This is a genomic window from Desulfofundulus salinus (assembly GCF_003627965.1).
GTDB classification, from domain to species: Bacteria; Bacillota; Desulfotomaculia; order Desulfotomaculales; family Desulfovirgulaceae; genus Desulfofundulus; species Desulfofundulus salinus.
Genome location: NZ_RBWE01000001.1, coordinates 2,439,702 through 2,460,210, shown reverse-complemented (window position 1 = coordinate 2,460,210; position 20,509 = coordinate 2,439,702). Strand labels below are relative to the sequence as shown.

The following is a 20,509-nucleotide window of genomic DNA, read 5'->3' as shown; positions in this document are numbered from 1 at the left end:
GGTTAAAAAGTGTTACCCATTTACCTGGCCTCTTCTTCGCCGCGCCGAAGCATGTTGCTGGAAAAGCTGGGCTTACCTTTCACCGTAGTGGTACCCCGGGTCGAGGAAGGGGTGCAAGAAGCTTTGCCTCCCCATCAACTGGTAGAGACGCTGGCCTTAAGAAAAGCCAGGGCCGTGGCGCCCTCCATTTCCAAGGGGTTGGTGGTGGCGGCAGATACTGTGGTGGTCTGGCACGACAAGGTCCTGGGCAAACCGGCCGATACCCGGGAGGCCAGTGAGATGCTCAGCCTCCTTTCGGGTAACGAACATGAAGTTTACACAGGCGTGGCGGTGATAGAAAAACCCTCCGGGCGCCGGGTGGTTACCCATGAACGCACCCGGGTTAAGTTCAGACCACTGACGGCAGAAGAAATTGCCAGGTATGTGGCCACCGGTGAACCCCTGGACAAGGCAGGGGCCTATGCTGCCCAGGGACTGGGGGCAATTTTTATTGCCGGAATCAGGGGATGCTATTTTAATGTGGTCGGCCTTCCCCTGGCCCGTTTGGCCCAGGTGCTGAAGGAATTTGGTGTGGATCCTTTGGAGTATGTTCAAAACAACTGAGATTTTCCCCGAAAGTTTTCCTGTGGGTCAATTGTACCCGGGAGCCCTTTCGGGTATCTTTCCGTGTGTCTGGAGGCCGCAGAGAGCCTTGGATTCCCCAACGTACCGCATTACCATTAAGGACATGCCCGTGGAACTGCGCCCCCGGGAGCGTATTTTGAGGGAAGGCGCCGGGGTGCTGACGGATCTGGAGCTTTTGGCCGTTCTTTTGCGCACCGGTACGCCTACGGCCAGTGCCATGGAGCTGGCGGCGGCCCTTTTGCGGCATTTCGGCAGCCTGCGGGGCCTGGTTGACGCCTCAGTGGAGGAGTTGAGCAGTGTCCGGGGTGTCGGGCCGGCCAAGGCGGCCATGTTGAAAGCGGCCCTGGAGCTGGGTCGCCGCATTGCCCAGGCCGGCGGGGAAACCCGGCCGGTGATCAGAAGCCCCGAAGATGCAGCCTGTTTGGTCATGGAGGAAATGCGCCACCTGGACAGGGAGCATTTTCGGGCGTTGTTGCTGAATACCAGGAACCAGGTGATTGCCCGGGAGATCATTTCCATTGGAACCCTTAATTCCTCCACGGTGCATCCCCGGGAATTATTTAAGAATGCCATCCGCCGCAATGCAGCGGCAGTGATCCTGTTGCACAACCACCCCAGCGGGGATCCAACCCCCAGCCAGGAAGACCTGGAGGTGACCAGGCGCCTGCAGGAGGTCGGGCGCATTATCGGCATAGAGGTTCTGGATCACCTGATTATTGGGGATAATAAGTACGTCAGTTTCAAGGCCAAAGGTTTGATTTAGATGATCTGGATGGAAAGGAGAGAGAACATGCGGATCGGGCTGTTCTCTAAGGATATGGGTATAGACCTGGGCACCGCCAACTCCCTGGTTTATGTGAAGGGCAAGGGTATTGTTTTAAGGGAGCCCTCGGTGGTGGCCATTCAGCGGGATACCGGCCAGGTGCTGGCCGTGGGGGAAGAAGCCAAGCAGATGATTGGCCGTACGCCCGGCAACATCGTGGCCATCCGGCCCATGAAGGACGGGGTAATTGCCGACTTCGATGTCACCCAGAGCATGATCAAATACTTCATCAACAAGGCCCTGCGCAACCGCACCTTTCTCATCCGCCCCCGGGTGGTGGTCTCGGTTCCCTCCGGGGTGACGGCGGTGGAGGAGCGGGCGGTGCGGGAAGCCGCCCTGCAGGCCGGCGCCCGGGAAGCCTATCTCATTGAGGAACCCATGGCTGCAGCCATTGGCGCCGGTCTGCCCGTGCATGAACCAACGGGCAATATGATTGTGGATATCGGCGGGGGTACCACCGAGGTAGCGGTAATTTCCCTGGGGGGTATTGTTACCAGCCGTTCCATTCGCATTGCCGGGGATGAGATGGATGAAGCCATTATCCAGCATGTAAAGAAGGCCTATAATCTCATGATCGGTGAGCGCACGGCAGAGGAGATCAAGATTGAAATCGGGACCGCCTATCCCACCGGGGAAGTCCAGACCTACGACGTCCGGGGAAGGGACCTGGTGACCGGCCTGCCCAAAACGGTGCGCATTACCTCCGAGGAGATTTACAAGGCTCTCTCTGAGCCGGTATCGGCCATCCTGGATGCCATTAAGGGCACCCTGGAGCAGACTCCGCCGGAGCTGGCCGCCGACATTATGGACCGGGGCATTGTGATGGCCGGGGGCGGTTCACTGCTGCGGGGGCTGGACCGGCTGGTGAGCGAAGAGACGGCCATGCCCGTGCACCTGGCCGACGAGCCGCTTTTGTGCGTGGCTTACGGTACCGGGCGGGTGCTGGAAAATATCGATGTTTTACGCCGGGTACTCATTCACCCGCGCAAACTTTCGTAAACTGTAACAAAATGATAGGTGTTGATCCCGTTGACTTCGGGTAAGAGGCTTTTTTTTCTGGTTATTTTGCTGGTCCTGGTCCTGTACGTGATGCGGGTGACCGCCTTTAGCCGGGTGGAAGCAACGCCCCTGGAAAAGATACTGGTGGATACCTTTGCCACTTTAGAACAGGTAACCACCAGGCTGGGCCGGGGAGTCAGGGATGTGATCACTTTCCCCCTTTCCCTGGTTAACGCGTCGCGCCGGGCAAGCGAGTTGTCGGAGCAGGTGGCCCGGCTGGAAGGCGAGCTTCACCAGGCCAGGGAATTCCGTTTGGAAAATGAAAGACTGAAAAAGCTGCTGGATTTTAAAAGCGGTCCCGCTGCCGACTCCGGACTTGAAGTTACCGCGGCGGCAGTAATAGGCCGGGATCCGGGGAACTGGTTCAGCACCATTACCATCAACAAGGGCCTGGCCCAGGGCATAAAGGAAAACATGACGGTATTGACTCCCCGGGGTCTGGTGGGGCGGGTGATCGCCACCACCGACCGTACCGCCACCGTTCTATTAATTACTGACCCGCGCAGTGCGGTAAGCGCTTTAGTGCAGGACAGCCGTACACCGGGTATGGTTGAGGGCACCGCCGGGAGTGCCGGCAGCCTGCGCATGATCCACATACCCAACGACATGCCCGTGAGACCGGGGCAGGTGGTGGTTACTTCCGGTACGAAGAGTATTTTTACCAAGGGTGTCCCCATTGGCGAAATAACCAGTGTGAAGAGGGATCCGACCGGTCTTTTCTTTGAAGCATCCGTGCGGCCCTTTGTGGATTTTAACCGCCTGGAGGAAGTGCTGGTGATCACCGGGGTGCGCTTCCCGGCCCTGTAAGCCGGGCCGGGAAGTGAGCGGGTATGGTGTGCCGGACGTTTTACTTTAAGAGCTGCCATTGAAAAGATGACCGTGCGGGAGGTTTTTTCTTTGTTGGGCTTGCTGGTCCTGCCCGGGTTTTTATTGCTGGCCCTGCTGCTGCAGGTAACGGTGGTGGACCTGATCCGCGTCAAAGGTGTGGTGCCGGATTTAATTTTTTTACTGGTAGTTTTTTATGCGTTTTGGAGAGGGCAGCGGGAGGGGGCTTTCTGGGGGTTTGTTGCCGGTTTGATGAAAGATTTTATCACCGGCAACTATTTTGGCCTCAACGCCCTCTCCACTGCCGTGGCCGGTTATCTGGTGGGCTGGTCGGAATCCCGTTTATACAAGGACAGCAGCCTGGTAGTGATGGCGTTGACTTTTTTTGCCACCATGGTAAGTCAGTTAATTTATTACCTCTTGCTGGTATACCTGCAGATCAAAATTCCTCCGGGAGTGGCCCTGGTCGGGGTGGTCCTTCCTTCAGCCATGTACAATGCGCTGCTGGTGCCGTTATTTTACCGCAAGCTTTACCGCCTTTACCTCAAGGGATGGTTCAGAATGGGTCAGTTTTAATTTAGTAGACACCCATGACGCATTCAGCGCCACCAACAGAGGATGAAAATGGCCGCCGTTTTGCACGAAGCGACCCAGCACTCACCGGGTCCAGGTACCTGCACAGGTATTCAAGCTGCATATGGTCAGCAATCATACCATCAGAGACCCCAATTGCAGTGAGTGCTGGGGAACGGAGCGAGCGCGTGCAAACGGCAGGCAAGTACTGCTTGCAGGACAGGGGAAGGATGCGCCGTGGCAACAAACGGGGTAACAGCAAAAAGGCTGGAGAAAAAGTTACAGGTGTTGCTGGGTCTGGTGATTGCCGCTTTTGCCGTGCTCTTTATCCGCCTGGCCTATTTGCAGCTGGTGGAGGCGGACAAATATCAGATGATGGCCCAGCAGAACCACCTGCGGTTGATTCCCATCATGGCCCCCCGGGGGGAAATTCTCGACCGCAACGGCGTGCGCATCGTGGGCAACCAGCCGGTCTACACCATTTCCTTTGCCTATTTAGGCATCAAGGATACCGACCGGGTGATTGCCAGGCTGGCCCGTATTTTAGTGGGGGAAAAAACCTTCCAGGGCATGAGCGTGGCGGAGATAGAACAGGAAATCCATAAAAAACTCAACGAACAGAAGTTGCGTCTCTATGAACCGGTGCCCATAGCCGATAAGGTGTCCAGTGAAACGGTAAGCCGTATTGAGGAACAGCGGCTGGAGCTGCCGGGAGTGCTCATCGATGTGCGGCCGGTGCGGCACTACCCCTATGGGGACCTGCTGGTGCCCACCCTGGGTTACGTGGGCATCATGGATCAGAAGGAGCTTGAGGAGAATAAAGACAAGGGTTACAGGCTGGGGGACTCCTGGGGCAAGGACGGCCTGGAAAAATCCTTTGAGTCCTATTTGCGGGGCCAGCGGGGTGCCCGACAGGTGGAGGTGGATGCCCAGGGGCAGCCGGTAAGGGATCTGGGCGTAAAAGAGCCCGTACCGGGAAACAACCTGGTGCTCACCATTGATGCCCGGCTGCAGCGGGCGGTCCAGGATGCGCTGGCCCGGGGTATCGCCCGGGTGCAAAAGGAGGGTTACAGCCAGGCCAGGGCCGGGGCGGCGGTGGTGCTCGATGTGCATACCGGAGAAATCCTGGCCCTGGCGAGCCATCCCACCTATGATCCCACCATCTTTACCCGGGACCTTTCCCGGAAGGAGTGGAATGCGGCCTGGGCCAAAATTACCCGGGATCAATCGTTGCTCAACCGGGCTATAGCCCTGTATCCCCCGGGTTCTACCTTTAAAATGGTAGTGGCGGCGGCAGCGCTGGAACTGGGCAAAATAACTCCCCAATTCGCCATTAACGATACCGGGCGTTACAAATACAAAGTCGACTGGAAGCCCGGCGGGCACGGGCGGGTGGATGTGGTGCGGGCTCTTAAGGTATCCTGCGACACGTTTTTCTGGACCGTCGGGGTAATGCTCGGCCCCGAGTCCATTGCCCGCTATGCCCGGGAATTCGGCCTGGGACAAAAGACGGGGCTGGAGTTGCCCGGGGAGCATGCCGGCCGCATCCCGGGACCGGAGCAAAAGTACAACCTGTGGAAGCCCCTTCTGGACAGTGTACAGAAGCAAATGGACGATATCCGTAAGGAGTATGAGAAGCGCCTGGCCGGCGCGGGCGAAGGGGAAAAGGCGGCCCTGGAGCGGGAAATGAACAGGCGTCTGGCCCCTTTGCAGGACAGGTATAACAAGATAGAGTGGGAATTGAAATGGCGGGAATACGATACCCTGGATATGGCCATTGGCCAGGGTAACAACTACTATACTCCTCTCCAGCTGGCCAACTACGTGGCGGCCATCGCCAACGGGGGTGTTCTTTACAAGCCTTACCTGGTTAAAAAGGTTGTGGCTCCCGATGGCCAGACGGTGGCCCAGTTTTCACCCCAGGAAATCCGCCGGGTCAACGTGTCCAGCCGTACGCTGGAAATATTACGCCAGGGTATGCACGAAGTTACTTTACCGCCCGACGGCACCGCCGCAGGCGTGCTTGCAGGGACCGGGTACAGTTCCGCTGCCAAAACCGGAACTGCCGAGGTCCATGGCCACGACAATCACGCCCTTTTTGTGGCCTTTGCCCCCTATGAAAAGCCGGAAGTGGCCCTGGCCGTAGTGGTGGAATATGGCGGCCAGGGGAGCTCCGCCGCCGGTTCCGTGGCCAGGGAGATCCTGGATGCTTACTTTGACCTGAAAAATGCACCTCCAACCGCAGGCTTATCTGCAGCCGGGGAACAGGCAAAAGAGGGGCAGGCAACGGGTACCGTCCACGGCGTACATGCGCCTTCCCCCGGTTTCCAGCCACCCCGGTCTACCGGCGGGTCCGGGAATGTTCAGCCCCGGCGTACAACAGCACCGGCTGACGTCCCCGTTGCGTCACCCGGAAGACAGGGGCAGGACAGCTCCCCTGGGCCGCCGGCGGGCGGGTCCACACCGGATGCCGGTACCGGGGAAAGCCCGCCGGGTGGTGTGCAAACACCGGCTCAAGGGAGCAGGCAGGCTCCGGCAAATGGCGGTGTACAACCCCCGGCGAACGGTGGTGCTCAGGAACCGCTCGACGACCGGGCCAACCACCAGCCCAATGGCTAAAAGTAAAACAACGCGGGCATCCCGCCCTTTTTTTTTCATCTAGCAGGATTTGGTTACGCCCTGTAGAATTTAAAACACCACTGGGGGGAATACACCTTGGGCAAGGAGAGAGGGAACCCGCAGCACCGGTGGCTGTCTAGCGCCAATGAACTGGTTGATGATAACACGATTTTAATTCAGCGCACTTTGCGTTCCGGTCAAAGGGTACATTACGACGGCAATATCGTCATTATTGGCGATATCAACCCGGGGGCGGAGGTGGTGGCTACGGGCAACATCATTGTGATGGGTGCCGTACGGGGTGTAGTTCACGCCGGCGCCAGTGGAAATGAAAAGGCCATGGTGCTGGCCTTCCGTCTGGAACCCACCCAGCTTCGCATTGCCGGTCACATTACGCGCCCCCCGGATGAGCAGAGCTCAAAACCCGAACAGCCTGAAGTGGCCCGGATAAAGAATGGTGTAGTGACGATCGAAATTTTTAATGGGGAACGCCAGGGATGAAAATGGGAAACTGCTGAAGAGGAGGCTCTTATATGGGTGAGGTCATCGTAGTTACGTCTGGTAAGGGAGGAGTTGGTAAAACCACCACCACGGCCAACCTGGGGGCTGGCCTGGCCACTCACGGGCACCGGGTGGTACTGGTGGATGCCGATATCGGGCTTCGCAACCTGGACGTGGTCCTGGGGCTGGAAAACCGTATTGTTTACGATATAACTGATGTTACCGGGGGGCACTGCCGCCTGCGGCAGGCTTTGATCAAGGACAAGCGCTTCGAGGGGTTGTTCCTTTTGCCCGCCGCCCAGACTAAAGATAAAACGGCGGTTAGCCCGGACCAGATGAAGGCCCTGTGTGAGGAACTCAAGCAGGAATTCGACTACGTGATTATTGACTGTCCGGCAGGGATCGAGCAGGGCTTTCGCAATGCCATTGCCGGGGCGGATAAGGCTATCGTGGTGACTACCCCCGAGGTAGCTGCCGTACGGGATGCGGACCGGATCATCGGTCTTCTGGAGGCGGCCGAACTGCGGGACCCCAAGCTGATTATCAACCGTATTCGCCCGCGCATGGTGCGCCACGGGGATATGATGAGCATTGAGGATATTATCGACATCCTGGCTATCGATCTTTTGGGGGTAGTGCCGGAAGACGAGATGGTAGTGATCAGCACCAACCGCGGGGAACCCGTGGTCCAGGATGAACGTTCCCGTTCGGGACGGGCTTACCGCAATATTGTCCGGCGGATCAAGGGAGAGCCGGTACCGATGATGAATCTGGACGAAGGTGGTTTTGTATCTCGCTTTTTGCGGCGGATGATCGGTTTGTCCTAATCTACTGGTAAGGGGGGTTGGCCTTGCTGGAGTTTTTAAACCGCGTTTTTGGGCGGGAAGCCGGTGGGAGTAAAAATGTGGCCAAGGAGAGGTTGCGCCTGGTGCTGGTGCACGACCGGGCCAGTGTTTCGCCCCAGCTCTTGCAAACCTTAAAGACGGAATTGATCAAGGTTATTGAAAAATACATGGACATTGACGAGGAGTCACTGGAGATCAACCTGGATAGCAATGAAACCCAGGTGGCCCTGGTGGCCAGCATTCCGGTAAAGGGTATGAAACGCGTGACGAGGAACCTGGCGTCGGGTATTTAAGGGGCAACCGCATAATCACCATACCCTGACCCTGTGGTAATTTGGTATTACCCCGGGGCTTTTTTTGTCTCTGGAGGTGGTATATAATTAAACCTGTAGTTTTAGGGATATCAGAAGAAGCGGTGATTTTCCTTGGTTAGTAAGCGGTTTGCACGCAGCCTTGATCATGTCCTCCTCCTGGCCGCCGGCATGGTGGTTCTCTTTAGTTTAGTGGCCATCGGCAGCGCCACCCTGGAATTTACCGATGAATCATTCAGCCAGTTAAAGAATCTTTTTTTTGCCGTGAAACTCCTGCACCTGGACTATACCTACGTTATCAGACAGCTGGCCTGGATTTTTGTTGGTTTGTGGGTCATGGCGGCGATCATGTATATACCCTACGAAGATCTTTGTAAACACGCCCGGGGGCTTTATATACTCAACCTGGTCATGCTAATCGCGGTAATCTTTTTGGGACGGGAAGCTCTGGGTGCGCAGCGCTGGATTTATATCGGTCCCTTTAGTTTTCAGCCTTCCGAGTTTTCCAAGCTGATCATGATTATCACCTTCGCCAGTTTCCTGTCTGCCCGGGAAGGCCGCTTGAACCGCCTGCGGGATCTCCTGCCCTGTTTTGTGTACGTAGGGATACCCACCCTTTTGATCCTGAAGCAGCCGGACCTGGGTACTTCCCTGGTGTTTGTAGCCATCATGTTCGGCATGCTTTTTCTGGCCGGGGCCAGGCCGGGGTTGCTTCTGGCCCTGATCGGCGCCGGGCTGGCCCTGATGATTGGCCTGTTTGTCCTGCACATGTACCTGCATAATGCCGACGTTGACCTGGAAAAACAGCTGCTGGCCCTGGAACAGCAAAAAAAGGCGGCCGTTTCCGAAACGGCCAGGCAGGAGCTCCAAAGAAAATATCAACAGGTGGAGAGGGATTACCGGGAAGCCCATCGCCGGCATGAGTCCTTCCACCGGCACACCCTCAAAGAATACCAGGTGACCCGGCTGACCGTTTTTCTGGATCCCCAGAGCGATTTGCTGGGGGCGGGCTACCACGTGTGGCAGTCGCTTATTGCTATTGGTTCTGGAGGGCTCCTGGGCAAGGGTTTACTGGGCGGTACCCAGAGCCACCTCACCTTCCTGCCCATCCGCCATACCGACTTTATTTTTTCGGTAGTAGGCGAGGAGTTCGGGTTCATGGGAGCGGTGGTGCTCCTGGGCCTGTACCTGGTCCTCTTATACCGGGGATTAAAAATTGCTTCCCAGGCCAGAGATCTGCAGGGGACGCTGCTGGCCGGGGGAGTGGTTTGTATGTTTGCCTTTCATATCTTTGTCAATATTGGCATGACGGCCGGGATTATGCCGGTGACGGGTATCCCGTTGCCCCTTTTCAGTTACGGCGGTAGCAACATGATTATGAACCTGGCGGCGCTGGGGCTTTTGCTTAACGTCTATATGAGGCGCAAGAAAATCCTGTTTTAGAAAATGGGCATGGTTGTTGTAAGGTTTTTTTAAATGTCAGTTCAAAATAGAAAGAGCCCGGCCCCGCCGGGTTTCGTATCTTTTTCGTTATCTTCTTACCGGGCCTGCGCCGGTGTAAATATGCTTTCTACCGGGGCTCGCGCAAAATATACTCCTGAAACATCGGTTCAACGAATTTATACGCCCCGCGCCCGCTTTTTTCAATGATTCCTTTAGCAATCAGGTAATCCAGTCCATCAGCCAGCCTTGTCTAAAGGGAAGCAATAAAATCCTCTCTGTCCACGATGTCTTTTTCTGAAACAGGGCCGCCGACAGGAAATAATCTACCGGGCAAAGTCACGCGCCTCCCAGGATATTACACTTTCTGTAATATTATATTACATAAGATGTAATAAATCAACAACAGCCCAGGAAAATTAAGGGCTGGAGTTGTATGATGTGTAGTAATCCTGTTTTGGGTGGTATCCTGCGGGGAAAAATACAAGTAACAATTTGCTTTGCGGGAGGTTATGCTGTTGGCCAAGGGCAGCGCCGTGCGTCAAATAACAAAAAAACGCATAAACTGGTACGGCTCGGTTACGGTTCACCCTGCCATAGCCGGGGTGAGGATATTCCCCCGGGTGGAATCATTAACCCACCGTGTGTTGGAAAACAACGTCCTGCAGGTGCAGGCGACTATCAAACTTTTTGCCGTAGCTCCTCCCGCCACTGATCTCCCTGGTCAAAATGGCCAGAGCCCCCGTTGTTTCAGCAGTCTGGTCGACACCACCACCTTTATCCGGTTGAGGCCGCTGGCCCATCCCCGGGACATCCTTTCCATTCGCCATGAAGTGGGGATAGAGAAAACTACCATGCGTCCGGGACGCATCAGTGTCATTGGCCGGCTGGACATTGAGGTGGAATATCTTTCCCCGGTCAGCTTAAATGGGAGGGTGACGGCCTTTGCCACGGGACAGCCTGTGGCTGGGGCAAAGGTCCAGGTGCTGGACATGGAGCAGGAAGAGGTGCTTTACGAAACCACTACCGCTGCCGACGGCAGTTATGCCTTCGAAGGCATTGATGCCGGCACCTACCGGGTGCGGGTCCAGGCGTCCCATTATGAGCCCCGGGAAGAAATCGCCGTCCTGATGCTCCAGGATACGGTAAATTTTGTGCTACACCGCCGGCTGGACCAGAAGGATGTCGCGGCAAATTAAGACCGGGGCTTGTCATATTTGTCCCCCCTGTCCAATATAATTTTTCCAGCAGGGGGGATGAATCTTGCTTTGGAGCAGGCCGAGAAGAAAATACCCCATCTCCGAGCATCCACGTACGGAGGACTGGTTATACCGGTACTCCCCTTCCAGGGGTAGCCGGGGTAACAGCTGGTTCTGGCGGGGTATGGTGGCTGTGGTTATCCTTGCCATTCTGCTCCTGGCCCGGGAGATTCCTTATCCGGGGGGGGAACATGTGCGGGAAGGCCTGCGCTACCTTTTGACCACCGAGTGGAACTACCAGCCCGTGGTGCAAAAGGTTGTGCAGCTGGCCCTGCAAATGGTTAACGTGGATCAGCCTTTTCCCGGCGATATAACCCCGGGCACCCGCCAGACCATGGCTCCTGCCGGTGGGGAGGGACGTTTCCAGATCCCCGTTTCGGGCAAGGTGGTGCGGGGGTTCGGGTGGGTGCAGGATCCTCTGGATGACCTGGAGCGTTTCCATTCGGGTATTGATATTGCCGCGCCAGTGGGTACGCCCGTGAAAGCGGCCCGGGAGGGCCGGGTAGTCAGGGTAGGAGAGGATCCTTCCCTGGGCCGGTTTGTGCTCCTTGATCACGGGGAGGGGGATTACACTTTATACGCCGGGTTGACCGGGATCGCCGTGACCTCCGGGCAGCAGGTGGCCGCGGGGCAAAAACTGGCTGAAGTGGGGGACAAGGGCGATGTGGCCGGCGGCGGTTTGCATTTTGAAGTGCGGGAAAAGGGAAGGTTGATCGATCCCCTGGTCAAGTTGCAGTTTTGAGGTGGTTTTTATGCGCCTGGGGCGAATCATGGGGGTGGATTTATACCTGAATACCTTTTTCCTGGCCCTTTTGGGCCTCTTCTTTGTGGCCGGCATCCTGGGCAAGGGGCTGGTGGCCTTTGCCGTAGTGCTGGTTCATGAGCTTGCCCATGTGGCCTGTGCCCGGTACCTGGGAGTGCCGGTGAACGAAGTGGAATTATTGCCCTTCGGCGGGGTGACCCGCATGGGCAGTGAACTGGTCCTGGATCCCGTCAAGGAAGTTTATGTGGCCGCGGCCGGACCGTTATGCAATGTGGTTATGGTTCTTTTGGGCCTGGCCATGAAAAACTACGGTTTATGGCATGATGAACTGGGGCCTTTTTTTCTCCAGTGCAACCTGCTCATTGCCGCCTTCAATCTCCTGCCCGCCCTGCCCCTTGATGGCGGCCGGGTTTACCGCGCCGGCCTGGCCGGCAGGATGAGCATAAAGGAGGCCACCTACCGGGCGGCCACCCTGGGGCAGGTCTTTGCCGTGGCCGTGGTGCTGCTGGGCTCCCTGGGGTTGTTGTTTGGTTTTACTGGTTTAGATATTCTGTTCACAGGGCTCTTTTTGTTTTTTGCCGCCACCCGGGAGCGGGGCATGGCCCCCTACCTGTTCATGGGTCAACTGGCCGGTAAAAAGGGTGAAATCCTGAGGGCTGGCGTGCTTCCCGTGCAGCCGCTGATTGCCCTGGAAGACGTCCCCCTGGGCAAAATTGTCAAACCATTTTTACCCCAGAAGTTTCACCTGGTGCTGGTTCTTGACCGCCAGTGGCAGTATAAAGGGTTTCTTACCGAAGCCCAGATTATTGATGGTTTGTTGAGCCACGGGGTAGACCTGCCTGTGGGCCGTCTGCCTTTGCGGCCCCTTTAAAATATAAAATATGACGCTATCTCCAGGCTATTTACAACTATTGGTTAAACAGGTAAAATAGTTTTAAGGCGTCTTTCCCCGGGCAATAATACAAGCAGGAGGGTTTTATGATCGAGCTGGAGCAGGTGTTACACCGGGTACAAAAACCGGCCCGCTATGTGGGCGGGGAATGGAATGCCGTATATAAGGACTGGGACAAAACTCCCGTAAGGGTAGCCTTTGCCTTTCCCGACGTTTACGAGGTGGGCATGTCCCACCTTGGCCTGCAGATCCTTTATCATGTAGTGAACGGCCGGGAGGACGCGCTCATGGAGCGCACCTTCGCCCCGTGGGTGGATATGGAGAGTCAAATGCGCCGCCGGGGACTACCCCTCTTTACCCTGGAGTCACACCGGCCGGTAGCGGACTTCGACATCCTGGCTTTTACCCTGCAATACGAAATGACTTTTACCAATATATTAAATATGCTGGATCTTGCGGGTATCCCTTTGCGCAGCGACCAGCGGGGTTCGGAACACCCCCTGGTGATTGCCGGGGGGCCATGTGCTTTTAATCCCGAACCCCTGGCCAGTTTTATTGACCTTTTTGTCATTGGTGAGGGAGAAGAAGTTTTTCATGAACTACTGGACCTGTACCTGGAGCTGGGCGGGCACCGGGCCGACCGCCGGCATTTTTTGCGCCGGGCGGCGGAAATTGCCGGCATTTATGTTCCTTCCCTGTACCGGGTGGAGTATCGCTCCGACGGAACCCTTTCCGCCATTGAGCCCATTGCCGACGGCGTGCCGCCAAAGGTGACCAAACGGGTCATCCGCGACTTTGACCGGGTTCCTTTTCCCGTGAAACCGCTGGTTCCTTACCTGGGTGTGGTCCACGACCGGGGTATGCTGGAGGTGCAGAGAGGGTGTACCCGGGGTTGTCGCTTTTGCCAGGCCGGGGTAATTTACCGGCCCGTACGGGAAAAAAGCCCGGCCACCCTGCTGCGCCAGGCCAGTGAAATTGTCAAACACACGGGGTACGACGAGATTTCCCTGGTATCCCTGAGTACGGCCGACTACTCCCGGGTTCAGGAAGTGGTGCGCTCTTTGCTTGATCAATTGGGGGATATGGGGGTAAGTGTATCCCTGCCCTCACTACGGGTGGATGCCTTTTCGGTAGCCCTGGCCCGGGAAGTACAGCGGGTGCGCCGGGCCAGTCTGACTTTTGCCCCCGAGGCTGGCACCCAGCGCCTGCGGGATGTGATCAATAAGGGCGTGACAGAAGAAAACCTCATGGAGGCGGTTTCGGCCGCCTTTGCTGCCGGCTGGTCGGCCATCAAGCTTTACTTCATGATCGGCCTGCCTACGGAACGGGAAGAGGACCTTAAGGGTATTGCCGGGCTGGCCCGGCAGGTGCTGGCCCGGGGAAGGGAACTGGGTGTGCCCGGGAACAGGCTAAAAGTAACGGTCAGCGCCTCCTCCTTTGTGCCCAAATCCCATACACCCTTCCAGTGGGAGCCCCAGGTGGAAATGGATGAGCTGCACCGCCGGCAAAAAACCCTGCGGGGGCTGTTAAAGGAAAAAGGGCTGGTTTTCCACTGGCATGAGGTCGAAACCAGCTTTTTGGAGGCCGTTCTGGCCCGGGGAGACCGGCGCCTGGACCGGGTGCTGGAAGAGGCCTGGCGGCTGGGCTGCCGGTTTGACGGCTGGTCCGAGTGTTTTGACTTTGCCAAATGGCAGGAAGCATTTCGTATGGCCGGCCTGGATCCGGCCTGGTATGCCTACCGGCGTTATGCTTACGACGACCTTTTGCCCTGGGATCACATTGATGCCGGTGTGAGCAGGAAGTACCTGGTCCTGGAACACAAAAGGGCCATGGAGGGGAAGGCTACACCCGACTGCCGTACTGGCAGGTGCCCGGGCTGCGGGCTCTGCCCCACCCTGGAGATCGAACCGGAAGTACTGGACCAAGATCCGCGCGTAGTAAATATTCAGTAAACCCGGTTGGATGCGGCGCTGTCCCCGCTCACTCCAGTGCTCCGCGCCGACAGCACCGCGGTTCGCTTCGGGCCGGCTCTGGCTCTCTGCGGATTGCCCGCCACTAATCATTCTTCGTTGTTACCTCTTGAAACAATATGTCTTAAATGGTTTTCTTCCGGGTAGCTTATCATGCGTCCTCGAGAGCCGAGCCGGCAGCCTCGCTTCACCGGGTGCTGTTACCGGCGCTTCGCAAGTCGTTCGCTCCGGACAGCGCCGCATCCTCCTCATAACGGTTTTACTGAATATTTACCGCGCGTAATATAATACAGGAGGTATCCATTTTGCCCCGTTACCGGATTGAGTTTCGCAAAGAAGGCCCGGCCCGTTTCATCTCCCACCTGGACCTGGTGCGCACCCTCGAGCGGGCCATGCGCCGGGCCGGGCTGCCCCTGGCCTTCTCCCAGGGGTTTAACCCCCACCCCCGTTTCAGCCTGGGGGCGCCTTTACCAGTGGGGGTAAAGGGGGAAAAGGAGTATTTAGACCTGGAGCTGGTGGCCGCGCTCCCGGTGGATGAAATGCTTAAGCGCCTGAGCGATCAGCTTCCCCGGGGACTTAAGATGACCCGGGTATGGCGCATTCCCGGTGACGCGCCGGCACTGATGGCCACCCTTGAAAAAGCCACCTACCGGGTGGACGTATCCCTGGCGCGGGAAATTACGCAGGAAGACCTGCAAAGGAGCATTGACGGGCTGCTTGAGACCCCGGAAGTCATCATTACCCGCCGGGCCGGGGAGAACAGGGAAAAGGTCCTGGATATCCGCCCGGGCATTTATGCCCTGTCCGGCCGGCTGGAAGATGGCCGCATCAGGCTGGAGATGAGCCTTGCCGTGGGTAACCGTGGAACCGTGCGCCCGGAAGAAGTGGTGCTGGTGCTGGCGGAGCGGTTCGGGCTTCCGGTTAAAGATGAGCAGCCCGATGTGATCCGGACGGGCCTATACCCGGCGGAACCAGAAAAATTCTATGGAGGTTAAATTTGAAAGAAGGTTTTGGTTTTGTTTAAGGAAATTGTGATTAATGCGGGAGAAGAGGAAACCCGGGTAGCGGTGCTGGAAGACCGGGTGCTGGTGGAAATGTATATTGAACGTTCTTTCCAGCAGCGCCTGGTGGGCAATATTTTCCGCGGCCGGGTGGAAAATGTTCTACCCGGCATGCAGGCGGCCTTTGTAGACATCGGTTTAGACAAGAACGCCTTTTTATATGTGGAGGACGCCCTGCCGCCCCGTGCGGGCAACGGTTTTCATCATCACGGACTGGGGTCCAGCATTACCGATATATTAAAAAAGGGCCAGGATGTGATTGTCCAGATTGTCAAAGAACCAGTTGGCACAAAGGGGCCGCGGGTGACCACCCACGTTACCCTGCCCGGGCGTTATGTGGTTTTAATGCCCACCATGGATTACATCGGCATTTCCCGGCGCATTGAACAGGAGCGGGAACGGGAAAGGTTAAAAGAGCTGGCCGCCAGCTTGAAACCTGAAGGCATGGGTTTAATCGTGCGCACGGTGGCTGAGGGGGTTGAAGAGGAAGACTTTGCCCAGGATGTGCATATGCTTACCAGGCTCTGGCGCAAGATCCTTCACCGGGCCGGCCAGGGACCGGTGCCCAATCTGATCCACCGGGATCTGGAACTGATCCAGCGCATCCTGCGGGACGTTTTTACTGAAGATGTGGACCGCCTGACGGTGGATTCCCGCTCCGAGTATGAAAAAATTATGGAGCTTTTAGACATCACTTCGCCGAAGCTGAAATACAAGGTGTTTTTAGAAGAAAGGGAAAATATCTTCCAGGATTACGGCATTGAACAGGAAATTGAACGGGCGCTTAAACGTAAAGTCTGGCTCAAGTGCGGCGGTTACCTGGTGATCGATCAGGCCGAGGCCCTCACCGTGATAGATGTTAATACTGGCAAGTATGTGGGCAGCACCAACCTGGAGGACACGGTGCTGAAAACCAACCTGGATGCGGCAGTGGAAATAGCCCGCCAGCTGCGTCTGCGCAATATAGGCGGGATCATCATTATCGACTTCATTGACATGCAGCAGGAAGGGCACCGGCGCCAGGTTTTAAAAGTCCTGGAAGAAGAAATCAAAAAGGACAAAACCAGGACCAATATCCTGGGCATCACCCAGCTGGGGCTGGTGGAAATGACCAGAAAGAAGGTCCGTCCCAGCCTGTCTGAGGTATTGCAGCGCCCCTGCCCTTATTGTGAGGGGCGGGGTAAGGTGCTCTCGGAGGAAACGGTGGGCATTCATTTCAAGAACCGCATCATTGAACTGGCCCGGCGTACCAGCGCCGACACCATTTTGGTGGAGGCCCACCCCCTGGTGGCTGGCCGGCTAATTGGTAGCGGGGGCGTTAACTTGCGGGAGCTGGAGCAGAAAACGGGCAAAAACCTTTACATCCGCGGTTCCCAGGGGCAGCATATAGAATCGGTAAGCATCCGGCCGCTCTACAATAAAGAGGAAGTTATTGCCCACACTTTGCCGGTCAAGCCCGGCCAGGTGCTGGAGGTGAAGGTGGAAGAACCCCATATCTCCAACACCAATGACGGGATTGCCCGCATTGACGGCTTTATCCTGGACATTGAAGGGGCCGGTTCCCTGGTGGGCGAAACGGTGCCCGTAGAGGTAAGCAAAGTTTACCGCACCTACGCCCGGGCCAGGTTGGTGAAGTAATTCCCGGCCTGGCCCCATTTTTATTTCCCGGCGAAGCCACCAACAGAAGATGAAAATGGCCGCGGTTTTGCACGAAGCGAGGCTCACCGGAGAGCGCGTGCAAGCGGCAGGCGTAAATGTTCAGTAGAACCGCTCTGTTAACTACAAAGGCACGGCGTTGTCCAGAGCGAACGATTTTGCGGAGCGCCGGTAACAGCACCCGGTGAAGCGAGGTTGTCGGCTCGGCTCTCGAGGACGCCAACGAAACCAGGCGAGAGAAATGTAGAAGAACCACATCGGGTAGAAAAAGTGAAACAGCATAAAAACAGTATCGATGGCAATCCGCAGAGAGCCAGAGCCGGCCCGAAGCGAGCCGTGGTGCTGTCGGCGCGGAGCATATGAGTGAGCGGGATAATGCCGTGCCCTTAAGCGGGTTGACTGAACATTTACCGGCAGGCAAGTACTATTTTCTGAGGAGATACCTGCTGAATCTTGACACGGACCTGTTGCCGTCATTTGCTTGACAAAACTACCGGTTGTGTTAAAATGTTATACCGTAGGCAGTTTTCGCGCTGCCGCAACCGCACGAAAGGGGTTTTATAAAAGGGCAAAAAGCCCTACCTGCTTTCGGCGAGACCTGAAAAAGGGGAGGTTTTATCTTTGTACGCCATAATTGCCACAGGTGGCAAGCAGTACCGGGTTTGTGAGGGGGACACCCTGCTGGTGGAAAAGCTGGCGGTGGAACCCGGCGAAGTGGTGGAAATCGACCAGGTGCTGGCCGTGGAAAAGGACGGGGAGCTCCGCGTGGGCAGCCCGGTGGTGGAAGGAGCCAGGGTAATCTTAAAAGCCGTGCGCCACGGCCGGGGTCCCAAGATTATCGTCTTTAAGTATAAGCCCAAGAAAAACTACCGCCGTAAAAAAGGGCACAGGCAACCTTTTACCGAGGTTATCGTTGAAAAAATCGAAGCCTAAAGAAGCCCTGCTTTTGGGGCCGGCTTTAGCAGGAGGTGAGAATTATGGCGCATAAAAAAGGTGTTGGTAGTTCACGTAACGGCCGGGATTCCAATCCCAAGTTTCTCGGCGTAAAGCGTCAGGACGGTCAGTTTGTCACCGCCGGAAGCATTCTGGTACGGCAGCGGGGAACCCGCATTCACCCGGGGCGTAATGTAGGTAAAGGCGGCGACGATACTCTGTTTGCTCTGGTAGACGGTGTGGTTTCCTTCCACCGCAAAGGGCGCGATAAAAAGCAGGTTAGCGTGATCCCGGTGGCGGCATTGCAAGCTTAGAAGATTTGACACGGGCCAGCTTTGGGCTGGCCTTGATTTTTCTCGCCAGACTTTTTTTGCCGGCAGGGATTCCCTTTTTCTGAATAGAATAGAAAAAGTTAACCTGTCGAGTATAATGCTGGAGGAAGGTTTCATGGAGTTAAAATCCCTGCTGGAGTTTATCCGCCTGCAAAGGCACGACTTTCTCAACCACTTACAGGTAATCTCCGGGTTTATTCAAATGAATAAGGGGGAAAAGGCGCGGGAATATCTCCTGGAAGTGGCCCGGGAACTGGAGCGCCTGGCTAAAATCATCCATTTGCAGATGCCCGAGGCCACCGCGGCATTTCTGGCAGCCCTCGCCGGGGCCGCCAATTTACAGGTTGAAGTAGATTACGACATTCAATGCAATCTGGCCGATTGCTCCGTTTCCGGGGAACAGGTGGGTACCGCCCTGGAAACGGCCTTTTTCCAGGCTTTGTCTTGCCTGTCATCGCCCGAGGTTACAAACCGCCGCCTGGAGATTACCCTGCGGGAGTCGGAAGACTGCTACACCTGCCGTTTGGTTTTTCCGGCGGTGACCCCTTGCGAACCGCTCAAGGAGAAAATATCCGCCGTTAACAGGCTTCTGGCCGGTCATGATGGTCGGGCGGAGGTGGTTGAGGTTCAGAAGGACGGCGAAAGTTCCTTTGAAATTTTACTTGTTTTTTCCCGCCGGGAGTCCTGAACCATTTTAATGGGGTACATAATAAGCAAAGGTGAAAGAGTATGTTTTTTGATACCGCAAAGATTTATGTCAAGGGAGGAGACGGCGGAAACGGGTGCGTGGCCTTTCGCCGGGAAAAGTACGTCCCCGAAGGCGGGCCGGCGGGGGGTGACGGCGGCCGGGGCGGGAACGTAATCCTGAAAGTGGATCCGGGCCTGCGCACCCTGGTGGATTTCCGCTACCAGCGTCATTACAAGGCCGGGCGGGGCCAGCACGGCATGGGTAAGAACATGCACGGCAGGCAGGGGGAGGACCTGATCCTCAGGGTCCCCCCGGGTACGCTGGTGCGGGATGCCGCTACCGGGGAAGTGATTGCCGACCTGGTATACCCCGGGCAGGAAGTGGTGGTGGCCCGGGGAGGACGGGGAGGACGGGGGAATGCCCGTTTTGCCAGTGCGGTGAACAGGGCTCCCCGCATGGCCGAAAAAGGCGAGCCGGGAGAGGAACGCTGGTTGGAACTGGAACTCAAGCTGCTGGCCGATGTGGGACTGGTGGGTTTTCCTAACGCCGGCAAATCCACCCTGATCGCCAGGGTATCAGCCGCCCGCCCCAAAATTGCCGACTACCCCTTCACCACCCTGGTGCCCAATTTGGGCGTGGTGCGGGTGGACGAGGGGCGCAGTTTTGTCATGGCCGACATACCCGGCCTCATTGAAGGGGCCCACGCCGGTGCCGGGTTGGGCCACCAGTTTCTACGCCACACGGAACGGACGCGCCTTTTGGTGCACGTCCTGGATATTGCCGGGAGTGAGGGACGGGATCCTCTGAAGGATTTTGAAATCATCAACCGGGAGCTGGCCCTCTATGACCCGGCCCTGGCGATACGCCCCATGGTGGTGGCCGCAAATAAAATGGATTTACCCGGGGCCACGGAGAACCTGGACCGTTTGCGTGAGGCCCTGGGTGACAGGTACGAAATTTTCCCCATCAGTGCCTTGAACGGGGAAGGCACAACTCCCCTGATTTATCGCCTGGCTGAATTGCTTGACCGGCTCCCGGCCCCGGAGCCAGTGGTTGAGGAAAGGGTGCGCGTAACCAGGGTAGAGGAACCCCGGTTTACCGTATCCCGCCAGAATGGAGTGTTTGTAGTGGAAGGACGGGAGATCGAGCGCCACGTGGCCATGACCGACCTGGAGAACGAAGAGGCGGTGGAAAGACTGCAGCGGGTCATTTCCCGGATGGGTTTGGAAGATGCCTTAAGGGAAGCGGGCATCCGGGAGGGGGACACGGTGCGCATCGGGAAATTTGAGTTTACTTACATTGAGTGAAAGAAGGCCTTCTCCACTTAAGGGGAAG

Annotated in this window: 20 protein-coding genes and 1 other annotated feature; all 20 genes read left to right on the top strand. The window is 56.7% G+C overall.

The window, feature by feature from the left end; all coding sequences use genetic code 11:
- Nucleotides 1–9: 9 nt before the first annotated feature.
- The 20 genes from D7024_RS12465 (at nucleotide 10) to obgE (ending at nucleotide 20,481) form a co-directional block, all read left to right on the top strand.
- On the top strand, nucleotides 10–603 hold the full coding sequence (locus D7024_RS12465; RefSeq protein WP_121452088.1) for a Maf family protein: 594 nt from the start codon (nucleotides 10–12) through the stop codon (nucleotides 601–603).
- A gap of 88 nt (nucleotides 604–691) precedes the next feature.
- Complete coding sequence (radC, locus tag D7024_RS12460; protein WP_279221008.1) at nucleotides 692–1,387, top strand: RadC family protein; 696 nt, start codon at nucleotides 692–694, stop codon at nucleotides 1,385–1,387.
- Nucleotides 1,388–1,414: 27 nt separating this feature from the next.
- The gene (locus tag D7024_RS12455) at nucleotides 1,415–2,446 is read left to right on the top strand and encodes a rod shape-determining protein (protein ID WP_121452087.1); all 1,032 of its coding nucleotides are present in this window, start codon (nucleotides 1,415–1,417) and stop codon (nucleotides 2,444–2,446) included.
- Between the two features lie 30 nt (nucleotides 2,447–2,476).
- Nucleotides 2,477–3,313, top strand: coding sequence for a rod shape-determining protein MreC (gene mreC / locus D7024_RS12450; RefSeq protein WP_121452086.1), 837 nt, complete (start codon nucleotides 2,477–2,479; stop codon nucleotides 3,311–3,313).
- Nucleotides 3,314–3,403: 90 nt separating this feature from the next.
- Nucleotides 3,404–3,907: a rod shape-determining protein MreD gene (gene mreD, locus D7024_RS12445; protein ID WP_207666931.1), complete on the top strand. Its 504-nt coding sequence runs from the start codon at nucleotides 3,404–3,406 to the stop codon at nucleotides 3,905–3,907.
- 234 nt (nucleotides 3,908–4,141) lie between these two features.
- Nucleotides 4,142–6,523 carry a penicillin-binding protein 2 gene (mrdA, locus tag D7024_RS12440; protein ID WP_121452085.1) on the top strand — a complete coding sequence of 794 codons (2,382 nt, stop codon included), beginning with the start codon at nucleotides 4,142–4,144 and terminating at the stop codon, nucleotides 6,521–6,523.
- 96 nt (nucleotides 6,524–6,619) lie between these two features.
- On the top strand, nucleotides 6,620–7,024 hold the full coding sequence (gene minC / locus D7024_RS12435; RefSeq protein ID WP_121452084.1) for a septum site-determining protein MinC: 405 nt from the start codon (nucleotides 6,620–6,622) through the stop codon (nucleotides 7,022–7,024).
- 32 nt (nucleotides 7,025–7,056) lie between these two features.
- Nucleotides 7,057–7,851 carry a septum site-determining protein MinD gene (gene minD, locus D7024_RS12430; protein ID WP_121452083.1) on the top strand — a complete coding sequence of 265 codons (795 nt, stop codon included), beginning with the start codon at nucleotides 7,057–7,059 and terminating at the stop codon, nucleotides 7,849–7,851.
- Nucleotides 7,852–7,874: 23 nt separating this feature from the next.
- A complete protein-coding gene (minE, locus tag D7024_RS12425; RefSeq protein WP_121452082.1) occupies nucleotides 7,875–8,162 on the top strand; it encodes a cell division topological specificity factor MinE in 288 nt (95 codons plus the stop codon).
- 132 nt (nucleotides 8,163–8,294) lie between these two features.
- On the top strand, nucleotides 8,295–9,623 hold the full coding sequence (rodA, locus tag D7024_RS12420) for a rod shape-determining protein RodA (RefSeq protein WP_121452081.1): 1,329 nt from the start codon (nucleotides 8,295–8,297) through the stop codon (nucleotides 9,621–9,623).
- A gap of 515 nt (nucleotides 9,624–10,138) precedes the next feature.
- A complete protein-coding gene (locus tag D7024_RS12415) occupies nucleotides 10,139–10,819 on the top strand; it encodes a carboxypeptidase-like regulatory domain-containing protein (protein ID WP_165859362.1) in 681 nt (226 codons plus the stop codon).
- 64 nt (nucleotides 10,820–10,883) lie between these two features.
- Complete coding sequence (locus D7024_RS12410) at nucleotides 10,884–11,621, top strand: M23 family metallopeptidase (protein WP_121452079.1); 738 nt, start codon at nucleotides 10,884–10,886, stop codon at nucleotides 11,619–11,621.
- Nucleotides 11,622–11,631: 10 nt separating this feature from the next.
- Nucleotides 11,632–12,513: a M50 family metallopeptidase gene (locus D7024_RS12405; protein WP_121452078.1), complete on the top strand. Its 882-nt coding sequence runs from the start codon at nucleotides 11,632–11,634 to the stop codon at nucleotides 12,511–12,513.
- Nucleotides 12,514–12,620: 107 nt separating this feature from the next.
- On the top strand, nucleotides 12,621–14,486 hold the full coding sequence (locus tag D7024_RS12400) for a TIGR03960 family B12-binding radical SAM protein (RefSeq protein WP_121452077.1): 1,866 nt from the start codon (nucleotides 12,621–12,623) through the stop codon (nucleotides 14,484–14,486).
- Between the two features lie 323 nt (nucleotides 14,487–14,809).
- Complete coding sequence (locus tag D7024_RS12395) at nucleotides 14,810–15,499, top strand: TIGR03936 family radical SAM-associated protein (protein WP_165859361.1); 690 nt, start codon at nucleotides 14,810–14,812, stop codon at nucleotides 15,497–15,499.
- Nucleotides 15,500–15,520: 21 nt separating this feature from the next.
- Nucleotides 15,521–17,203 (top strand): Rne/Rng family ribonuclease, encoded by a 1,683-nt coding sequence (locus D7024_RS12390; RefSeq protein ID WP_121452075.1) that lies wholly within the window; start codon nucleotides 15,521–15,523, stop codon nucleotides 17,201–17,203.
- A gap of 548 nt (nucleotides 17,204–17,751) precedes the next feature.
- Nucleotides 17,752–17,830 (top strand) — a sequence feature (ribosomal protein L21 leader region).
- A 12-nt stretch (nucleotides 17,831–17,842) separates the two neighbouring features.
- Entirely contained in the window at nucleotides 17,843–18,154 is a 312-nt protein-coding gene (gene rplU / locus D7024_RS12385) for a 50S ribosomal protein L21 (RefSeq protein WP_072868463.1), read from the top strand.
- A 44-nt stretch (nucleotides 18,155–18,198) separates the two neighbouring features.
- Entirely contained in the window at nucleotides 18,199–18,468 is a 270-nt protein-coding gene (gene rpmA, locus D7024_RS12380) for a 50S ribosomal protein L27 (RefSeq protein WP_072868462.1), read from the top strand.
- 115 nt (nucleotides 18,469–18,583) lie between these two features.
- A complete protein-coding gene (locus D7024_RS12375; protein WP_121452074.1) occupies nucleotides 18,584–19,174 on the top strand; it encodes a Spo0B domain-containing protein in 591 nt (196 codons plus the stop codon).
- 41 nt (nucleotides 19,175–19,215) lie between these two features.
- Nucleotides 19,216–20,481: a GTPase ObgE gene (gene obgE / locus D7024_RS12370; protein WP_121452073.1), complete on the top strand. Its 1,266-nt coding sequence runs from the start codon at nucleotides 19,216–19,218 to the stop codon at nucleotides 20,479–20,481.
- Nucleotides 20,482–20,509: the final 28 nt, after the last annotated feature.